The organism is Kocuria aegyptia, assembly GCF_039530085.1.
Taxonomy (GTDB): domain Bacteria; phylum Actinomycetota; class Actinomycetes; order Actinomycetales; family Micrococcaceae; genus Kocuria; species Kocuria aegyptia.
Genome location: NZ_BAAAOA010000009.1, coordinates 53562 through 69242, shown reverse-complemented (window position 1 = coordinate 69242; position 15681 = coordinate 53562). Strand labels below are relative to the sequence as shown.

Here is a 15681-nt window from a genome sequence, read left to right as displayed (position 1 = left end):
CGGTGGCCCCGTGCTGCGTCGAAAGGGGTTCGTCGGACGGGCGGGCAACAGCACCGCGCCCGCCTGTGGATGGTGCTGAATGCCCCGGAGCTCACCGGAGCAAAGGGTTATCGGGATCTGCCTGTTCCGAGGGGATTCGCGAGCCCGGTCATGCCTTCGCGGGTGTGCCCTGGTTTTCCTGGAATCGTGGATCGGCAGTGGCAGGAGATGCCGCGGCCAGGTGTGCCTGGCATCGCCGCGCCAGACTCTTGCTGAGTCCGGTGCGACGTGCCAGGTCTGCCGGATTCAGGGGGCGTCGTCCGAATTCGCGTTCGGCTTCAAGGACTCCCGATACGCGTTGGACGGCCCACTTCGGGAGCCCCTGCTGAGTCATACCAGTGCGCTTTCCCGAGTTTTGGACCCCTGGGTGCTCACCAGCCATGGGCAGTGAGTGGCGGCCCACGCCCGAGTGTCCTCGATGTCGCGATGCAGCTGCTCGGTCAGGGCGTGGATGCCCGAGAAGCTCTGCTGGTCCCGCAGCTGGGTGATCAGCTCGATCCGCAGCGTCTGCCCGTAGAGGTCCCCGTCGAAATCGAGGAGGTGAGCTTCGAGCAACCGAGAGCCTTCCCCGGTGTAGAAGGTCCGGCGCCGGCCGACCGACACCGCGGCGACGGCCCAGATTTCGGAGCCGGTCCGGACCTGTGCGGCCCACACTCCATCCGCGATCTCCAGGTCGGTGAGCGCGATGTTGGCAGTGGGGAAACCGAGGGTTCTGCCGCGGGCATCTCCGTGTTCGACGACGCCTTCGATCACTGTCATGAGGAAGTCCTTTCTCGGCACGAAACGGCTCTGAGGTTGCCGGCCCATCGGTTCCGGAGTGAAGTCGACATCCGTGGCACGCATGCGTGCGTGTGGAGGTAGTAGAGAGGATGGTGATTCTTCGAGGGACGGCCAGAAGACGGTCGAGGCCTTGGCGGCGTTGCGGCCTCCGGGGTGATGGCATCGACCGTCTTCTGTTGTGCCGGCGGTCAGCGTCCGTGCGGTGAACCGAACGTCGCCTGACCTATCGGATCGGGGTTGCCGTCAACGAGGACTCGCTGTTTTCCACAGCAGTGGACCCGTCGTGGGTGATATCGGCATCGGCGGTCGTCTCGACCTCGCTCTGCGCAACACCCTGCCCCTGCTGGGAATGTTCCGTGCCGGAACGGCCCGCGGTGGCGCAGTGACGCCCTGGCTGCAGGGGGGCGATCAGCGGGTCCCGGCGCAGGAGCAGGACGATCGCGATGGCCAGTGCGAGGATCACGAAGATGAACGGTGCGGCTGAGAGGATCACTGCCGTCTGGAGTGCTTGCAGGCCACCGGCGTAGAGCAGGACTGCGGCCATGGCGCCGGTGAGGATGCCCCACACGGCCAGGACGGAGCGCTTCGGGTACATGTCGCCGTCGCTGGAGATCACCGCCAGCACGTAGGTGTTGGAGTCGGCGCCGGTGACGAAGTAGAGCACGACGAGCACGATGGCCACCACGGAGGTCAGCAGGGTTAGCGGGAGCTGGTCCAGCAGGCCGAAGAAGGCGGTGTTGACGTCCTGGGCGGCGGCCGCGCCGATCCCGGCGTCTCGGTTCATGTCCATGAACATCGCGCTGCCGCCCATGACGGTGAACCACGCCGAGAACACCAGGGTGGGCACGCCGAGGACCACGAAGACGAACTGCCGGATCGTGCGCCCGCGGGAGATTCGGGCGACGAAAACGCCCACGAAGGCGCCCCAGCTGATCCACCAGGCCATCATGAAGTAGGTCCACCACTGCATCCAGGCCAGTTCGTCGGCGTCGGTGGGCAGCATGAGGCTGATCTCGAGGAAGCCGCCCACGTAGCCGCCCAGGGAGCGGAAGAAGATGTTGATGAGGTAGGTGGTGGGTCCGGCGACGAGGACGAAGAGCAGCAGGGCCGCCGCGATGACCATGGTCGTCTGGCTCAGGTAGCGGATGCCCTTGCTGACCCCGCTCATGGCGGAGGCGGTGAAGATCAGGGTAATCACGGCGATGATGCCCACCTGGATGGGGATGCTCGTCAGCGTGCTGCCGGTGATCTGACTGAGGCCCTGGCTGATCTGGGCGGCACCGAGGCCGAGGGAGGTCGTGGTCCCGAACAGGGTGGAGAGGATCACCAGGACGTCGACGGCCTTGCCGACCAACCCGTCGGCATGCCGTCCGATCAGCGGCCGCAGGATCGGGGAGACAAGGCCCTTGTTGCCCAGCCGGTGGGTGGAGTACCCGATGGCCAGCCCGAAGATCGCGAAGACGGCCCACGCGTGCAGACCCCAGTCCAGGAAGGTGAACCGCAGCGCTTCCACGACGGCGCCTTGGCTGCTGGGCTCGGCGAGACCGTGGGGCGGTGTGAGGAGGTGGGAGACCGGCTCGGCCACGCCGTAGGTGATCAGCCCGATGCCCATAACCGCCCCCAGCAGCATCGCGATCCAGGCGTAGGTGGGGTACTCGGGCCGGGAGTCGTCGGGGCCCAGCCGGATCCGTCCGTACTTGGTGACCGCCAGGAAGATCAGCAGCCCCATCAGGCCCAGCGGGATGAGCAGCATGGACCATCCGGTGGACTCGGTCACCCAGTTCAGGGCTGTCGTGCTGATCTCGCCCATCTGGGTCGGGAAGAAGCCTGCGAGGACGATGAAGACGACGATGAGGGCGACCGACACCCAGAACACGGGGTTCCTGGTCCTGTCGTCCGCATGGTCGTTCGGCGGTGCGTTCGTGGCGCCGTCCGCAAGAGTGTCCTGGGACATGGTGGGCTCCGTTTCTGGGAGAGACTGGATCGTCTGGGCGGGATCACATGGGGCGGCGGTGCCCTGAGGTGAGCCGACGGTGGTGTGGCCTGGATCTGGAGGACCGGCGCCGGCCGTTCACGAGCGGTGCATGTCCTGCGGAGCCGGCCAGCCACGCGGTGCGTGACGGCCGGTTCCGGGTGGTCGATGGGGCTAGAGCTGCTCGAGGTCGTCGCTGTCGTAGAAGCGGCCGGCCTTGTAGATGATGGGGCTGGCCTCGCTCACCTCCGCGTGGCGCACACGGCAGATGAACACGGTGTGGGTCTTGGCCTGGAAGCGCTCACGGATCTCGGCCTCCAGGCACGCCGGGGAGTTGTCGATCAGCGGGCTGCCGCTGGGCCCGGGGTGCCAGTCGACCTCGGCAAACTTGTCGGGGGCCTTGGAGGCGAAGGTGGCGATGGTCTCCCGCTGCTGGGTGCCCAGGATGTTGATGCCCAGATGGGTGGCGGCGAACAGGGCGGGGTAGGTGGAGGAGGTTTTCTGGATGCAGACCATCACCAGGGGCGGCTCCAGGGACACCGAGGCGTAGGAGTTCACGGCCAGTCCCCGCGGGGTCTCGCCGTCCAGGGTGGTGACCACGGTGACGCCGGTGATGAACTGCCGGTTGAAGGTCTTCATCACCTGCGGGTCCGGCTCCCCGGAGAGGTCGTCGAGCACGACGTCCTCCGGCTGCAGCGGAGTGTCGCTGAGGTGACGGACGCCGAGGCTGTGGAGCAGCTCCGAGCCGTCCCAGGTCACCTCCTCGCGGGTGATCCGCCCGTCCACCAGGGTCACGTGGTTGCACCCGCGGGTCTGCACCCGGCGGCCGGTCGGCGGCACCCCGAGGAAGGTCTCGGTGTGGGTGCCAGTGGTCGTCCAGAAGATCGCCGCGGTGTCCCCTTCGGCCACCACCGCGTCGATGGTGGTGACCAGGTCGGGGAAGCCGGCCCGGACAACGCGGATCTCCTCCTGCAGGTCGGCCAGGGTGGAGGTATTGCCGCTGGAGCGACTCACCCGCACGTAGTCAGGGACGGCAATGCTTTCCAGCGCCTCGACCTCCCCGCGGTCCCAGGCGGCCTGCCAAACGGTGGTGAGCGTAGCTTCGAGTTCCTGTTGCATGGCACAGACCGTAATCCACATCACACCATGTGGTCAACACCTCAGTACGCAACCACACACCCGCGAGAGAAGTAGCCAACTGCACACACTGAGGGACTCATCTTCTTGACGGTCATGCATGCAACATCTACTGTGTGATGTATGCAACAAGTGATGAATGGGTTTGAGGAGACTGGGGCCTCCTCTGAGGAGTCGTTGTTGGACCGGGTCCGGCAGCTGGTGCTCAGCGGGCAGTTCCCGCCGGGTGCCCCGTTGTCTGAGGTTTTCTTGGCTCAGGAGTTCGAGGTCAGTCGTACTCCGATCCGGGAGACCCTCAAGCAGCTCCAGCACGAAGGCCTGGTGGAGATCCGCCCCAAGGTCGGCACGTTCGTACGAGAGCCCACCCGTCGGGAGATCGTCGAGCTCTTCCAGCTCAAGGAGGGCCTGGAAGGCCTGGCCGCCGGCCTGCTCGCACGACGTGGCAGCGTCCCGGAGCTCGAGGTGCTCGAACGCAACATCGCCGAGTCCGACCAGGCGACCGCCGATCAGGACGCCACCCGGTACGCAGAACTGGTGCACGAGTTCCACCGCACGATCATCACCGGGTCGGACAATTCCAAACTGGTCGAGCACTACGACCGGCTGATGAACCAGCTGGCCTACCACCGATTGGTCCTCCGCACCGCGGAGCACCCCGGGCGCATCAAGGCCTCCACCAGTGAGCACCGCGTCGTGCTGGAGATGATCCGGGACAAGGACCACTTCGGCGCTGAGGCCGCCATGCGCAACCACGTCTACGCCTCCGCCCGGGAAGTCCTCACCGACTCCCGCACGGCCGGCGGCCCGCTCCACTCCTGACCATCGCTTCAACCACTGCCGGCTGCGCGCCGGCGCGAACCACTGCCGGCTGCGCGCCGGCGCGAAAGGACCATGCCATGCGCTGTCTGGAGCTGTTCCCCGGGAAGGTCACGCTGCACCTTCCCCGCACCGCGCACCTGGTGGGTGCGCGGTGACGAGCACAACACCCCGCCTTACCGAGAAGGCCGGCATCCGCAAGATCGTCCACTACCAGGAGGAGATCCTCCTGGAGAACGGACAGGCCCCGACCGTGCCGGTCGTGCGCGCCACCGTCGCCGCGGTGGTGTCCAACCCCTGGGTCGGGACCGGCCCGGAGACGGACCTCGCCCCGGCCACCGAGCAGCTGGCCCCGCCGCTGGCGCGCGTGCTGACCGATCGGCTGCTGGAAAGCCTCGGCGGGGCGCAACAGGTCGAGGCCTTCGGCAAGGCCGCCATCGTGGGCACCGCCGGGGAGATCGAGCACGCCGGGGCGCTGATCCACACCCCGTACTTCGGCAACCTCGTGCGGGAGTTCCTCGAGGGCTCCTCGATCATCTGCTTCGCCGACGACCGCGCCGAGGCGGGTCAGGCCCTGGTCGTGCCCATGTGGCACAAGACCGCCGCGGCCACGCGAAGCCACTACCAGACCATCACCACCCGGGTCAGTGACGGGCCCCGCGCCGACGAGATCGTCGTCGTCGTCGCCGCCTCCACCGGGCCCCGCCCGCACCCCCGCATCGGGGACCGGGTCACCGACCCCGCCGTCACTTCCGCCATTCTCGAAGGAGCCTCCGCGTGAGCACCCGCAAGATCATCACCCTCGTCGAAGAAACCGTCACCGAAGGCGGCCGGTCCGTCGAACCCGCCGCGCGCGTGGCGGTCGTGGCCGCCATCATCGCCAACCCCTGGGCCGGCCAGGGCTTCGTCGAGGACCTCAACCCCGGCATCGAAGCCAACGCCTCCGAGGTCGGCGCCCTGCTGGCGTCCCGGGTGGTCGAGGCCCTGGGCGCCCCGGTGGAGGCCTTCGGCAAGGCCGCCATCGTGGGCCTGGACGGGGAGATCGAGCATGGCTCGGCCCTGATCCACACCCTGAAGTTCGGCGACCACTTCCGCAAGGCAGCCTCCGCGACCACGCTGCTGCCGGCGGTGGAGAAGCGCGGGCCCGCCGGGGTCGTCTTCGACATCCCGCTCAAGCACGTCACCGACGCCACCATCCGCTCCCACCACCAGAGCATCGAGGTGCGCCTGGCCGACGCCCCGCACCCCGGGGAGATCGTCATCGCCTTGGCTGCGGCCGCTCAGGGACGGCCGCAGCAGCGCCTGGCTCCCCTGAGCACCGAGCAGTGACCATGGTCCAGCCCCTGCCGATCGTCCTGCTCCACGGCGTGGGGCTGGACCACTCCATGTGGGAGCCCCTTCGCGCAGATCTGGCCCGTCTCACGGATCGCCCTGTCGTGGCCCTGGATCTGCCCGGCCACGGCGCTCAGCCGCCTCTGACCGGACCGGCCACCCTGACCGAGCTGGCCGAGGACGTCGCCACCCGTCTGCCCGGGCGAGCCCATCTGGTGGGGTTCTCCCTGGGCGCGCTCATCGCCCAGCACCTCGCCCGATACCGCCCGGAACTGGTCGCCACCCTGACCAGCGTCAGCTCCGTGTGCCGGCGCACTCCGGAGGAGGCGGCCTCCGTGGCCGCCCGGCTCGAGAGCGCCCGGACCGACTTCCCCGGGAGCGTCGAGGCATCGATCCACCGCTGGTACCCCGCCGACAGCGGGGTGGAGCCCGGGGCGGTGGCCGGAACGCGGACGACCCTGCTGGCCAACTCCGTGGAGTCCTACCTGCACGCCTACGAGGTGTTCGCCACCGCCGACGCCGAGATCGGTTCCGAACTGGGCAGCATCGGAGTCCCGTCCCTGGCGGTGACCGGGGAACTGGATCCCGGTTCCACCCCGGAGATGACCGAGCGTCTGGCCGCTGCGACCCCGGGTGCCCAGGCCGTCGTGGTCCCCGGGGCCCGCCACATGCTCCCCGTGGAGCGACCGGGCGAGCTGGCCCGCATCATTCACCACTTCGTCGAGGAATCGAGTCGAGAAGACCATGCCTGAGCGCTACGACCACTTCATCAACGGACAGTACGTCGCCCCGGCCGAGGGCGCGTACTTCGAGAGCACCAACCCGGCCACCCTGGAGACCCTGTACTCCGCGGCTCGCGGCACCGCCGCCGACGTCGACGCCGCCGTCCAGGCCGCAAACCAGGCCTTCCACGACCCGAGGTGGCGCGACCTCTCCCCCACCAAGCGCGGGCACCTGCTGCGGCGCCTGGGCGATCTGGTCGGCCAGCACGCCGAGGAACTGGCCCGGATGGAGTCCCAGGACAACGGCAAGCTCCTGCGCGAGATGCGCGGGCAACTGGCCGGGCTCCCGGAGTACCTCTACTACTACGCCGGTCTGGCCGACAAGGTCCAGGGCAGCCAGATCCCCACCAACTCCGTGCAGATGCTCAACTACACCCAGCGCGAAGCACTGGGCGTCGTCGGAGCCATCACACCCTGGAACTCACCGCTGACGCTGACCACCTCCAAGCTCTCCCCTGCTCTGGCCGCCGGCAACACCCTGGTCATCAAGCCCTCGGAGTACACCTCCCGCACCGTGCTGCGCCTGGCCGAACTGGCCACCGAGGCCGGGTTCCCCGACGGGGTCATCAACGTCGTCACCGGCTACGGCGTCGAGGCCGGCGCACCGCTGGTGGACCACCCCGGTATCGCGAAGATCTCCTTCACCGGCTCCACCGCCACCGGCTCGGCCATCGCCGCCTCGGCCGCGTCCCGGTTCATCGGGTGCACCCTGGAATTGGGGGGCAAGAGCCCCAACATCGTCTTCGAGGACGCCGACGTCTCCAACGCCGCCATGGGTGTGATCGCCGGGATCTTCGCCGCCGCCGGACAGACCTGCATCGCCGGCAGCCGCGTTTTCGCCCACCGGTCCATCTACGACGAGCTGCTGGAGAAGGTCGCCGACCGCGCCCGTAGCATCGTCATCGGCGACCCGATGCTCGAATCCACCGAACTGGGCCCGCTGGCCTTCGCCGACCAGCAGGAGAAGGTCAACTCCTATGTCGAGCTCGGCGTCTCCGAAGGCGCGACCGTCCTCACCGGCGGCGGCCGACCCGAGGTCGAACTCCCCGGCTACTTCTACGCCCCCACCGTGCTCACCGGGGTGAACAACGACATGCGGGTGACCCGTGAGGAAATCTTCGGACCCGTCGCCGCGATCATGCCCTTCGACACCGAGGACGAAGTCCTGGCCCTGGCCAACGACACCGAATACGGACTCGCCGCCGGGATCTGGACCCAGAACCTCGCCCGGGCCCACCGGATGGCCCGCCGGCTGGAGGCCGGCACGATCTGGGTCAACACTTACCGGGCCATGTCCCCGATGTCCCCGCGGCAGGGCTTCAAAAACAGCGGCGTGGGCATCGAGCACGGCTTGGAGTCCATGCACGAGTACACCCGCCTCAAGAGCGTGTGGATCAACACCGACGAAGGCCCCGTGGCGGATCCCTTCGTCATGCGCAGTTAGGAAGGAGACCCCGATGCCCCTGATCGACGTGTCCATCGCCGAAGGCCGCAGCCCCGAACAGCTGCGCGTCCTCGTCTCGGCCCTGCACCGCGCCGCCGAAGAATCCGTCGGCGCGGTCCCGGAGAACACCACGGTGATCATCCGGGAGGTGCCGACCACCCACTGGTCCAAGGCCGACCGCACCATCGCGGAAAGGAACAGCTCCGTCGAACCGAGCTGACGGCCCCTGTGCCGCGAGAACAACCACCTCAACAAAGACCACGTCATCCGGACACGCCCCCCATCACGCGTGGAGGTGCAGCTCAGGGGCATTCATCTGAAAGTCCCTCGAACCACCACCCCGGCACAGACCGCAGGCAGTCAACCTACAGAAGGACAACCACAATGCGCTTCTCCCTCTTCGTGCACATGGAACGCTGGGACGACCAGATCAGCCACCGGCAGCTCTTCGAAGACCTCGTCGACCTCGTACACGTCGCCGAGGACGGCGGATTCTCCACCGTGTGGATCGGCGAGCACCACGCCATGGAGTACACCGTCTCCCCGAGCCCCATGCCCCTGCTGGCCTACTTGGCCGCCGAGACGAAGACCATCCGTCTGGGCGCCGGCACCCTGATCGCACCGTTCTGGAACCCCGTCCGCGCAGCCGGCGAGTCCGCGCTGCTGGACGTCATCAGCGGTGGCCGCCTCGAGCTCGGCGTCGCCCGCGGCGCCTACCAGTTCGAGTTCGACCGGCTCGCCGGCGGCATGCCTGCCGCCGCCGGCGGCCAGCACCTGCGCGAGATCCTCCCGGCCATGCGCGCCCTGTGGCAGGGCGATTACGCCCACGACGGGGAGATCTGGCAGTTCCCCACCTCCACCAGCGTGCCCAAGCCGGTCCAGAACGAGATCCCCATCTGGGTGGCGGCACGCTCTCCCGAGTCCCACGAGTTCGCCGTCGAGAACGGCTTCAACATCATGGTCACCCCGCTCATGAAGGACGACCGCGAGGTCGCCGACCTCACCGACAAGACCAAGGCCGCGATGGCCAAGTTCCCGGACGCGGACAAGCCGGAGGTTCTCTGCCTGCGACACACCTACGTGCACAGCCCCGAGAACCCGGAGGCCTGGCGCCCGGCTGCTGCGGCGATCAACCGCTACTACCGCACCTTCGATGCCTGGGCCGGGAACAAGACCACCCCGGCCAACGGCTTCCTCGAGCCCTCCCCCGAAGAGAAGTTCGCGGACCGACCCGAGTTCGAACTGGACAGCCTGCACAAGTCAGCGATGATCGGCACACCCGATGAGGTCATCGAGCGCATCAAGCACTACCAGGACCTCGGTGTCGACGAGTTCGCCTACTGGATCGACAACGGCATGACACATGCCCAGAAGAAAGAGTCGCTGGAACTGTTCGTCCAGCACGTCGTCCCCGCCTTCCAGGAACAGCCCGCCGCCGCGACCCGATAACGACCAGGTTGGGGCTTCCGGCACGACGACACACACGAGTCGATCCCGGAAGCCCCAACTCGTGACCACTTCTCCTGAAGTGCCTAAAGCGGCCGCGGCAAATGCCACGGCCGCTTTCTACTGCCCACGTGAAGTGACCCCTGTCAGGCGGACGCCTCTTTCTGTGTCACGAGCTGCTGCTCGTAGTCGGTGGGACTGAGGTTACCCAGCCGGGAGTGGCGCCGGCGAGAATTGTAGAAGCCCTCGAGATAGGAGAAGACCTCCATCTCGAGCTCGTGCCGTGTGGGCCAGGACCGGCGGTAGACCAGTTCCGTCTTCAGCGTGGCGAAGAACGTCTCGGCCATCGCATTATCAAAGGCCGAGCCGACCCGGCCCATCGAGGCCAAGACGCCTGAGGTGCGCAATGTCCGGCCGAACTCGTAGGCGGTGTACTGCGACCCGCGGTCCGCGTGGTGGATCAGCCCAGGTGCAGGTTTCCGGGTGAGGATCGCCATCCCGACCGCGTCCAGCACCAGCTCGGTGCGCAGGTGGTCGGCCATCGCCCAACCCACGACCTTGCGGGAACAGGCGTCGGTGACCACGGCGAGGTACAGGAATCCTTCCCAGGTCCACAGATACGTGATGTCGGCGACCCAGAGCTTGTTCGGCGCCTCGGCGGTGAACCGTCGCTCGACGAGATCCGGGGCCGTGGCCGTTGAGGTGGAGCGTTTGCCATATTTGCCGCGGCGGCGCCGGTGGGCGCCCTCGATGCCGCTCAGGCGCATCAGCTTCGGCGACCTTCTTGCGGTTCCAGGGGTGCCCGCGGTGGCGCAGTTCGGCGGTGAGTCGGCGGGCCCCGTACACGCGACGGTGCTCCGCCCAGGCGGCCCGGGCCTGATGAGCCTCGTGCGCGTCGGCCTCATCAGTTGCCGAAGGGCCGCCCTCGCGACGGCGGTGCTCGTAGTAGGCGGACTTGCTGACTCCGAGCACCCGGCACAGCCGGCGGATCCCGTAGGCGGTCTTCTCCACATCGATGAACTCCATTAGCTCGGCCTGGGAGATCATCGACTGTCCTCAGGCGTTGAAGACCGCGGCTTTTTTCAGGATCTCCTTCTCCACCTCGAGCTCGGCGACCTTGCGCCGTAGCCGGGCCAGCTCGAGGCGTTCATCGCTGCTCAAGGCCGCCGGGCCGGCGGCACGCTCCCGGCGCGCCTTCGTCACCCAGTTCCGCAGGGTCTCGTGGTTGATGCCCAGCTCGCGGGCCACCTCCCGGGCACTGCGGTGGCCGTCCAGCACCAGCGCCACGGCCTGCTCACGGAACTCCGGCGGGTACTTGCTCACTCGACCCATCAGGGCCTCCTTTCCTGGCTTCTGCCAAGTCTGAAGGAGTCCGGCCGATGGGGGTCACTTCAGAACAGAGGGCCGGGGAACCCATAGGCGCACTGGCGGATCCTTGCCGCTGGTCTATTGACGACGTAGGTCCGTGAAGCACTGCGAGGAGGTCATAGGGCCCCTCGGGCACCGGCTAGTGCGAAGTGGTGTCCGGTGCGGGGTGCGCAGGACTGGGCTGTTTCTCGCGGGCGGTGGTGGTGGTGCTGCGTACGACGACGCGGGTGGGTAGTTTTTGCGCCAGGTTTGGTTTCTGCCCGCGCAGCAGGGCCAGCAGTAGGTGTGCGGCTTGCAGGCCTTGGTCCCGGACGGGTTGGCGGACGGTGGTGAGGTCCACCAGTTCGGCCAGGGGGTGGTCGTCGATGCCGATGACGGAGATGTCCTCGGGCACGCGCAGTCCGGCGCGGCGGATGGTGCGCATCGCGCCCAGGGCCATTTCGTCGGAGTGGGCCAGCACGGCGGTGGGAAGTTCACGGATGCTGAGCAGATTTTCCATGGCCTCAGCTGCCTGGACCCCGCCCCAGGTGGTGGCGACGACCAGCTCCTCGTCGACGGGGACATCGGCGCGGACCATAGCTTCGTAGAAACCCCGGGTGCGTCCGCGGTGGACGGGCTGGTCGGTGCGGTCGGGGTCGACGGCGGTGATCATGGCGATCCGCCGGTGGCCCAGGCGCAGCAGGTGCTCGGTGGCCTGGCGTACCGCGGCGGCGTCGTCGATGGAGACATAGGGGTAGGTGGCGTCCTGCCCGCCGGCGGCGACGATGGTGACGCCCATCAGTTCCAGGCGGCGGCGTTCGTGGTCGGTGACCGGGACGGCGACCACCACGACGGCGTCGACCTTCCGGCGGGCGGGGAGGTGTTCAAAGAACGCGTGGCGGCCTTCGGGGTCACCGACGTGGTAGAGCAGCACATCGTGACCGGCCTCGCGCAGGACCTCTTCGAGTCCGCCGACCATCTCCCCGAAATACCAGCGGTCTAGGTGGGGCACGACCAGGGCGACGCTGCGGGTGGCCCCGGTGGCCAGCCGGGAGGCTTCCGGGGAGGCGACGTACTCCAGACGACGAGCGACCTCAGCAACACGCTCCCTGGTGGTCGCGGCAACACCGTAGGCGCTGTTGAGCGCCCGTGAGGCGGTGGCCAGGGAGACGCCGGCCTCGCGGGCCACATCAGCCAGGCCGACGGTTTTCGAGGAGTTCATGATCTCAGTGTAGATGTCTCGGAAGCGCTCTCTAAGTTCTTCCTCAAAATGGCCTCCAGCACAGTCACCGACGAATCCTTCCTTCAGAACTGTCCAGCGCTTGAGGGTTGACACCCCGCAGGTATGACCTGGATCATATTCGGAAGCGCTTCCGAAAAGGGGGCGACACCCCTTCCGGAGGAGGAAGTTCCATGACCGATCGTCTGGTCACCCAGGATTCTGCCCGCACTACCGGCACGAGGCTGCGTGTGCTGGGAGCAGGTGCTTGTGCGCTGTTCGCCCTGGCCGCCTGCGCGCCTCCCGGTGGAGGTTCGGCCCCAGCCGCTTCCGAGGCAGCACCCACGGACGTGTCCACCGAGCTCGGTGAGGAGCCCATCGAGCTGACCCTCTACGACGGCGCCGGGCTCAAGGCCAAGGACGAGGCACTGATTGCGGCGTTCGAGGAGAAGTACCCCAATGTGACCATCACCGGCCGCTATGACCCCGATGATGTGCAGGCCCAGAACGCCCCGCGCGTGCTGGCCTCGGCCGACCCGCCGGATATCGCCCGGGTGATCGCCCTGTCCGATGTGGCCGGCGACGGGCTGCTGACCAATCTCGACGCCTACGCCGACGCGTACAACTGGGACGAGCTGCCGGAAGGCCAGCTGGCCCAGTACCGGGTGAACGAGGACGGAGTGCGCGGTGAGGGCTCCCAGTACACCCTGGCCGACGGCTTCACCGTCACCGGCTTCTACTACAACAAGGAGCTGGCCGAGCAGCTGGGCATGACCACCCCGCCGCAGACCATGGACGAGCTTCAGGACCTGTTGGCCCAGGCCGAGGAGGCCGGCATGGTGCCGATCATGGCCGGCAACCAGACCGGGCAGGTCGTGTTCACCACCCAGATGATGCTCAACAACGCCCTGGGGGCCGAGTCGGTCAACGAGTGGGTCTTCCACGCCCCCGAGGCCACGATCGACACCCCCGAAGCCGCCGAGGCGGTGGTCACGATCCAGGACTGGGCCGAGGCCGGGTACTTCCCCGAAGACACCAACGGCACCGACGCCACCGGGGCTCTGGGACGCTTCGCCAACGGTGAGGCCTTGTTCTACTTCTCCGGCAACTGGGACGCCGCCGCTCTGGATGAGCAGATGGGTGACAACGTCGGGTTCTTCCTGTCGCCGGCCCCTGAAGGCAGCGAGCCGGCGACGATGTCGGACCCGGCGTCGAACTTCGCCATCCCGGCCGGTTCCGACGACAAGGATGCCGCCGCCGCGTTCCTGGACTTCCTGCGGTCCGAGGAGGCCCGTCAGGTGGTCGCCGACGCCGGTTTCGCCCCCTCCGGTGAGGGCGAGATCCCGGCCACGGAGGAGGGCTCGGTCAACGCCCAGATCCAGGAGGCCTTCGCGCAGCTGGTGGAGGCCGACGGGCAGGTGCAGTTCGTGCAGAACGCCACCAACGGGCTGACCACGACCTGGAACTCCGAGGTCCAGCGCCTGGTCGACGGGGCCACGAGCCCGGAGGATCTGCTGGCCGCCGTCCAGCGCCAGTACGAGAGTGAGCTGGGTCGATGAGTTCCCTCGACGGATCGTCAGGCCCGCTGCAGGGTCCAGTGGCCACCGCCGCGGGTGCCGCTGCCGCGGCCACTCCCACCGCCCACCGGCGGCGACGGAAGAACTGGGGCGGATGGCTGTTCGCCGCACCTGCAGCACTCATGTACGCGCTCTTCGTGCTACGCCCACTGGCCGCCTCGATCCAGTACTCCTTCTACGACTGGGACGGCATCACCGTGGCCACCTTCGTGGGTGTGCAGAACTATGTGCAGGTCTTCACCGACCCGCAGTTGCTGTCCTCGATCTGGCACGCGTTCTTCCTGATCATCTTCTTCACCGTCATCCCGGTCACGGTGGCGCTGCTGGTGGCCGGGCTGATCCGGGAGCTGCGCAGCAAGGGCCTGGGCAAGCTGGCCCAGACCCTGCTGTTCATCCCCTACGTCATCCCCGCCGCCGCCGCGGCGATCGCCTGGAGCTGGATGTACGCCACCACCGGGGCGGTGAACCAGCTGCTGTCGCTCATCGGCCTGGAGTCCGTGACCCGCGCCTGGTTCGGCGACTTCACCTGGGCGCTGCCGGCGGTGGGGCTGATCGGGACCTGGATCAACCTCGGGTTCTGCACCATCTTGCTCATGTCCGGTATCGGCAAGATCGACACCTCTCTCTACGAGGCCGCCAAGCTGGATGGGGCCGGGTTCTTCCAGACCTTCCGGGCGATCACCCTGCCCGGGCTGCGCCAGGAGATCGGGGTGTGCGTGACCATCACGATCATCGCCGCCCTGGCCAGCTTCGACATCGTCTTCATGGCCACCCAGGGCGGGCCGGGCTACTCCACCATGGTCCCCGGCGTGCAGGTGTACCAGCTGGGCTTCACCGAGTCCCGCATCGGACTGGCCTCCGCCCTGGCCCTGGTCCTCAGTGCCCTGGTGCTGGCCGTGATCCTGCCCCTTCAGCGGCTGTTCCGGGAGAAGTGAGCATGCAAACCTCCAAAAGCACCCGAATCCCCGGGGTGGCCCTGCTGCTGCTGGCAATGGTCTTCTCCATCTTCCCGCTGCTGAGCATGCTCTCCACCGCCCTGCAACCTCAGGGATCCGTGCCGTCGGGGCTGAGCTGGCCCAGTGATCCGCAGTGGCACAACTTCATCGACGCCTGGAACGTCGCCAACATCACCACCCTGGCCGGCTCCAGCTTCCTGCTCGTGCTCGGCGTGGTCCCCCTCGGGGTGCTGCTGGCCACCATGGCCGGCTACGCCCTGGGCCAGCTGCGCATCCCCGGCGGATCGATCTTCTTCGTGCTGCTGCTACTGGGACTGACCCTGCCCTTCGAGGTCACCATCGTCCCGCTGTACTACCAGATCCAGGAGATGGGCCTGCTCAACACCCGGCTGGGGCTGATCCTGCCGCTGATCGGGCTGAACATGCCCTTCGCCGTGTTCTGGATGCGCGCCCACTTCCTCAACGCCCCCGCCGAGCTCTCCGAGGCCTCGAGCATGGACGGCGCCAACGCTTGGCAGTCCTTCCGCGCCATCCACCTGCCCCTGGCCCTGCCCTCGATCGCGTCCCTGGCGCTGCTGATGTTCATCTCCACCTGGAACCAGTTCCTGCTGGCCATCGTGCTGATGGACGACCCCGCCAAGCGCACCATGGCCGGTGCCCTGCAGAACTTCGTCGGCCAGTACTCCACCGACGTGGTCCTGCTCAACGCCGGATCCCTGCTGATCATGACCCCGATGATCCTGGTGTTCCTGTTCTTCCAGCGCCACATCGTCAAGGCCATGCTCGCCGGCTCCGTCAAGGGCTGAGCCCACGCACCCCCGGGGCGTCGGGGGG

At 67.6% G+C, this 15681-nt stretch carries 16 protein-coding genes and 1 pseudogene; 10 read left to right on the top strand and 7 right to left on the bottom strand.

Going from position 1 to position 15681, the window contains the following annotated elements:
- Window positions 1–369: 369 nt before the first annotated feature.
- From ABD220_RS03855 to ABD220_RS03845, 3 genes are all read right to left on the bottom strand, one after another.
- A complete protein-coding gene (locus ABD220_RS03855) occupies window positions 370–798 on the bottom strand; it encodes a riboflavin kinase (protein ID WP_344119987.1) in 429 nt (142 codons plus the stop codon).
- 244 nt (window positions 799–1042) lie between these two features.
- On the bottom strand, window positions 1043–2773 hold the full coding sequence (locus ABD220_RS03850) for a BCCT family transporter (protein ID WP_344119985.1): 1731 nt from the start codon (window positions 2771–2773) through the stop codon (window positions 1043–1045).
- 192 nt (window positions 2774–2965) lie between these two features.
- Window positions 2966–3910, bottom strand: a complete 945-nt coding sequence (locus ABD220_RS03845) for a flavin reductase (protein WP_344119983.1) — start codon at window positions 3908–3910, stop codon at window positions 2966–2968.
- A gap of 141 nt (window positions 3911–4051) precedes the next feature.
- Between ABD220_RS03845 and ABD220_RS03840 the strand changes: the two genes are divergently transcribed.
- The 7 genes from ABD220_RS03840 (at window position 4052) to ABD220_RS03810 (ending at window position 9751) form a co-directional block, all read left to right on the top strand.
- Complete coding sequence (locus ABD220_RS03840; protein ID WP_344119982.1) at window positions 4052–4747, top strand: GntR family transcriptional regulator; 696 nt, start codon at window positions 4052–4054, stop codon at window positions 4745–4747.
- Window positions 4748–4898: 151 nt separating this feature from the next.
- Window positions 4899–5525, top strand: a complete 627-nt coding sequence (locus ABD220_RS03835; RefSeq protein WP_344119980.1) for an amino acid synthesis family protein — start codon at window positions 4899–4901, stop codon at window positions 5523–5525.
- Window positions 5522–6073, top strand: coding sequence for an amino acid synthesis family protein (locus tag ABD220_RS03830; protein ID WP_344119978.1), 552 nt, complete (start codon window positions 5522–5524; stop codon window positions 6071–6073). The genes ABD220_RS03835 and ABD220_RS03830 overlap by 4 nt, the downstream gene beginning before the upstream one ends.
- A gap of 2 nt (window positions 6074–6075) precedes the next feature.
- Window positions 6076–6828 (top strand): alpha/beta fold hydrolase, encoded by a 753-nt coding sequence (locus ABD220_RS03825; protein WP_344119976.1) that lies wholly within the window; start codon window positions 6076–6078, stop codon window positions 6826–6828.
- Window positions 6821–8302, top strand: coding sequence for an aldehyde dehydrogenase (locus ABD220_RS03820; protein ID WP_344119974.1), 1482 nt, complete (start codon window positions 6821–6823; stop codon window positions 8300–8302). The genes ABD220_RS03825 and ABD220_RS03820 overlap by 8 nt, the downstream gene beginning before the upstream one ends.
- A 13-nt stretch (window positions 8303–8315) precedes the next feature.
- On the top strand, window positions 8316–8522 hold the full coding sequence (locus ABD220_RS03815) for a tautomerase family protein (protein WP_344119973.1): 207 nt from the start codon (window positions 8316–8318) through the stop codon (window positions 8520–8522).
- A gap of 164 nt (window positions 8523–8686) precedes the next feature.
- Window positions 8687–9751, top strand: a complete 1065-nt coding sequence (locus tag ABD220_RS03810) for an LLM class flavin-dependent oxidoreductase (RefSeq protein ID WP_344119971.1) — start codon at window positions 8687–8689, stop codon at window positions 9749–9751.
- 143 nt (window positions 9752–9894) lie between these two features.
- Here ABD220_RS03810 and ABD220_RS03805 read toward each other — a convergent pair whose 3' ends face one another.
- The 4 genes and pseudogenes from ABD220_RS03805 to ABD220_RS03795 form a co-directional block, all read right to left on the bottom strand.
- The gene (locus ABD220_RS03805) at window positions 9895–10515 is read right to left on the bottom strand and encodes an IS3 family transposase (RefSeq protein WP_344119969.1); all 621 of its coding nucleotides are present in this window, start codon (window positions 10513–10515) and stop codon (window positions 9895–9897) included.
- A gap of 19 nt (window positions 10516–10534) precedes the next feature.
- Window positions 10535–10774 (bottom strand): annotated as a pseudogene (locus ABD220_RS18040) (IS3 family transposase); the annotation flags it as partial.
- Between the two features lie 30 nt (window positions 10775–10804).
- The gene (locus ABD220_RS03800; protein WP_344119967.1) at window positions 10805–11080 is read right to left on the bottom strand and encodes a transposase; all 276 of its coding nucleotides are present in this window, start codon (window positions 11078–11080) and stop codon (window positions 10805–10807) included.
- A 175-nt stretch (window positions 11081–11255) separates the two neighbouring features.
- Window positions 11256–12317 carry a LacI family DNA-binding transcriptional regulator gene (locus tag ABD220_RS03795; protein WP_344119965.1) on the bottom strand — a complete coding sequence of 354 codons (1062 nt, stop codon included), beginning with the start codon at window positions 12315–12317 and terminating at the stop codon, window positions 11256–11258.
- A gap of 347 nt (window positions 12318–12664) precedes the next feature.
- Here ABD220_RS03795 and ABD220_RS03790 point away from each other — a divergent pair, with 347 nt between their 5' ends.
- Genes ABD220_RS03790 through ABD220_RS03780 form a run of 3 tightly spaced genes read left to right on the top strand, consistent with a single transcriptional unit; the run spans window position 12665 to window position 15653 of the window.
- Window positions 12665–13873 carry an ABC transporter substrate-binding protein gene (locus ABD220_RS03790; protein WP_344119963.1) on the top strand — a complete coding sequence of 403 codons (1209 nt, stop codon included), beginning with the start codon at window positions 12665–12667 and terminating at the stop codon, window positions 13871–13873.
- A 38-nt stretch (window positions 13874–13911) separates the two neighbouring features.
- Window positions 13912–14826, top strand: coding sequence for a carbohydrate ABC transporter permease (locus tag ABD220_RS03785; protein ID WP_344119961.1), 915 nt, complete (start codon window positions 13912–13914; stop codon window positions 14824–14826).
- 2 nt (window positions 14827–14828) lie between these two features.
- Window positions 14829–15653, top strand: a complete 825-nt coding sequence (locus tag ABD220_RS03780; protein ID WP_344119959.1) for a carbohydrate ABC transporter permease — start codon at window positions 14829–14831, stop codon at window positions 15651–15653.
- The last annotated feature ends 28 nt before the right edge of the window (window positions 15654–15681 follow it).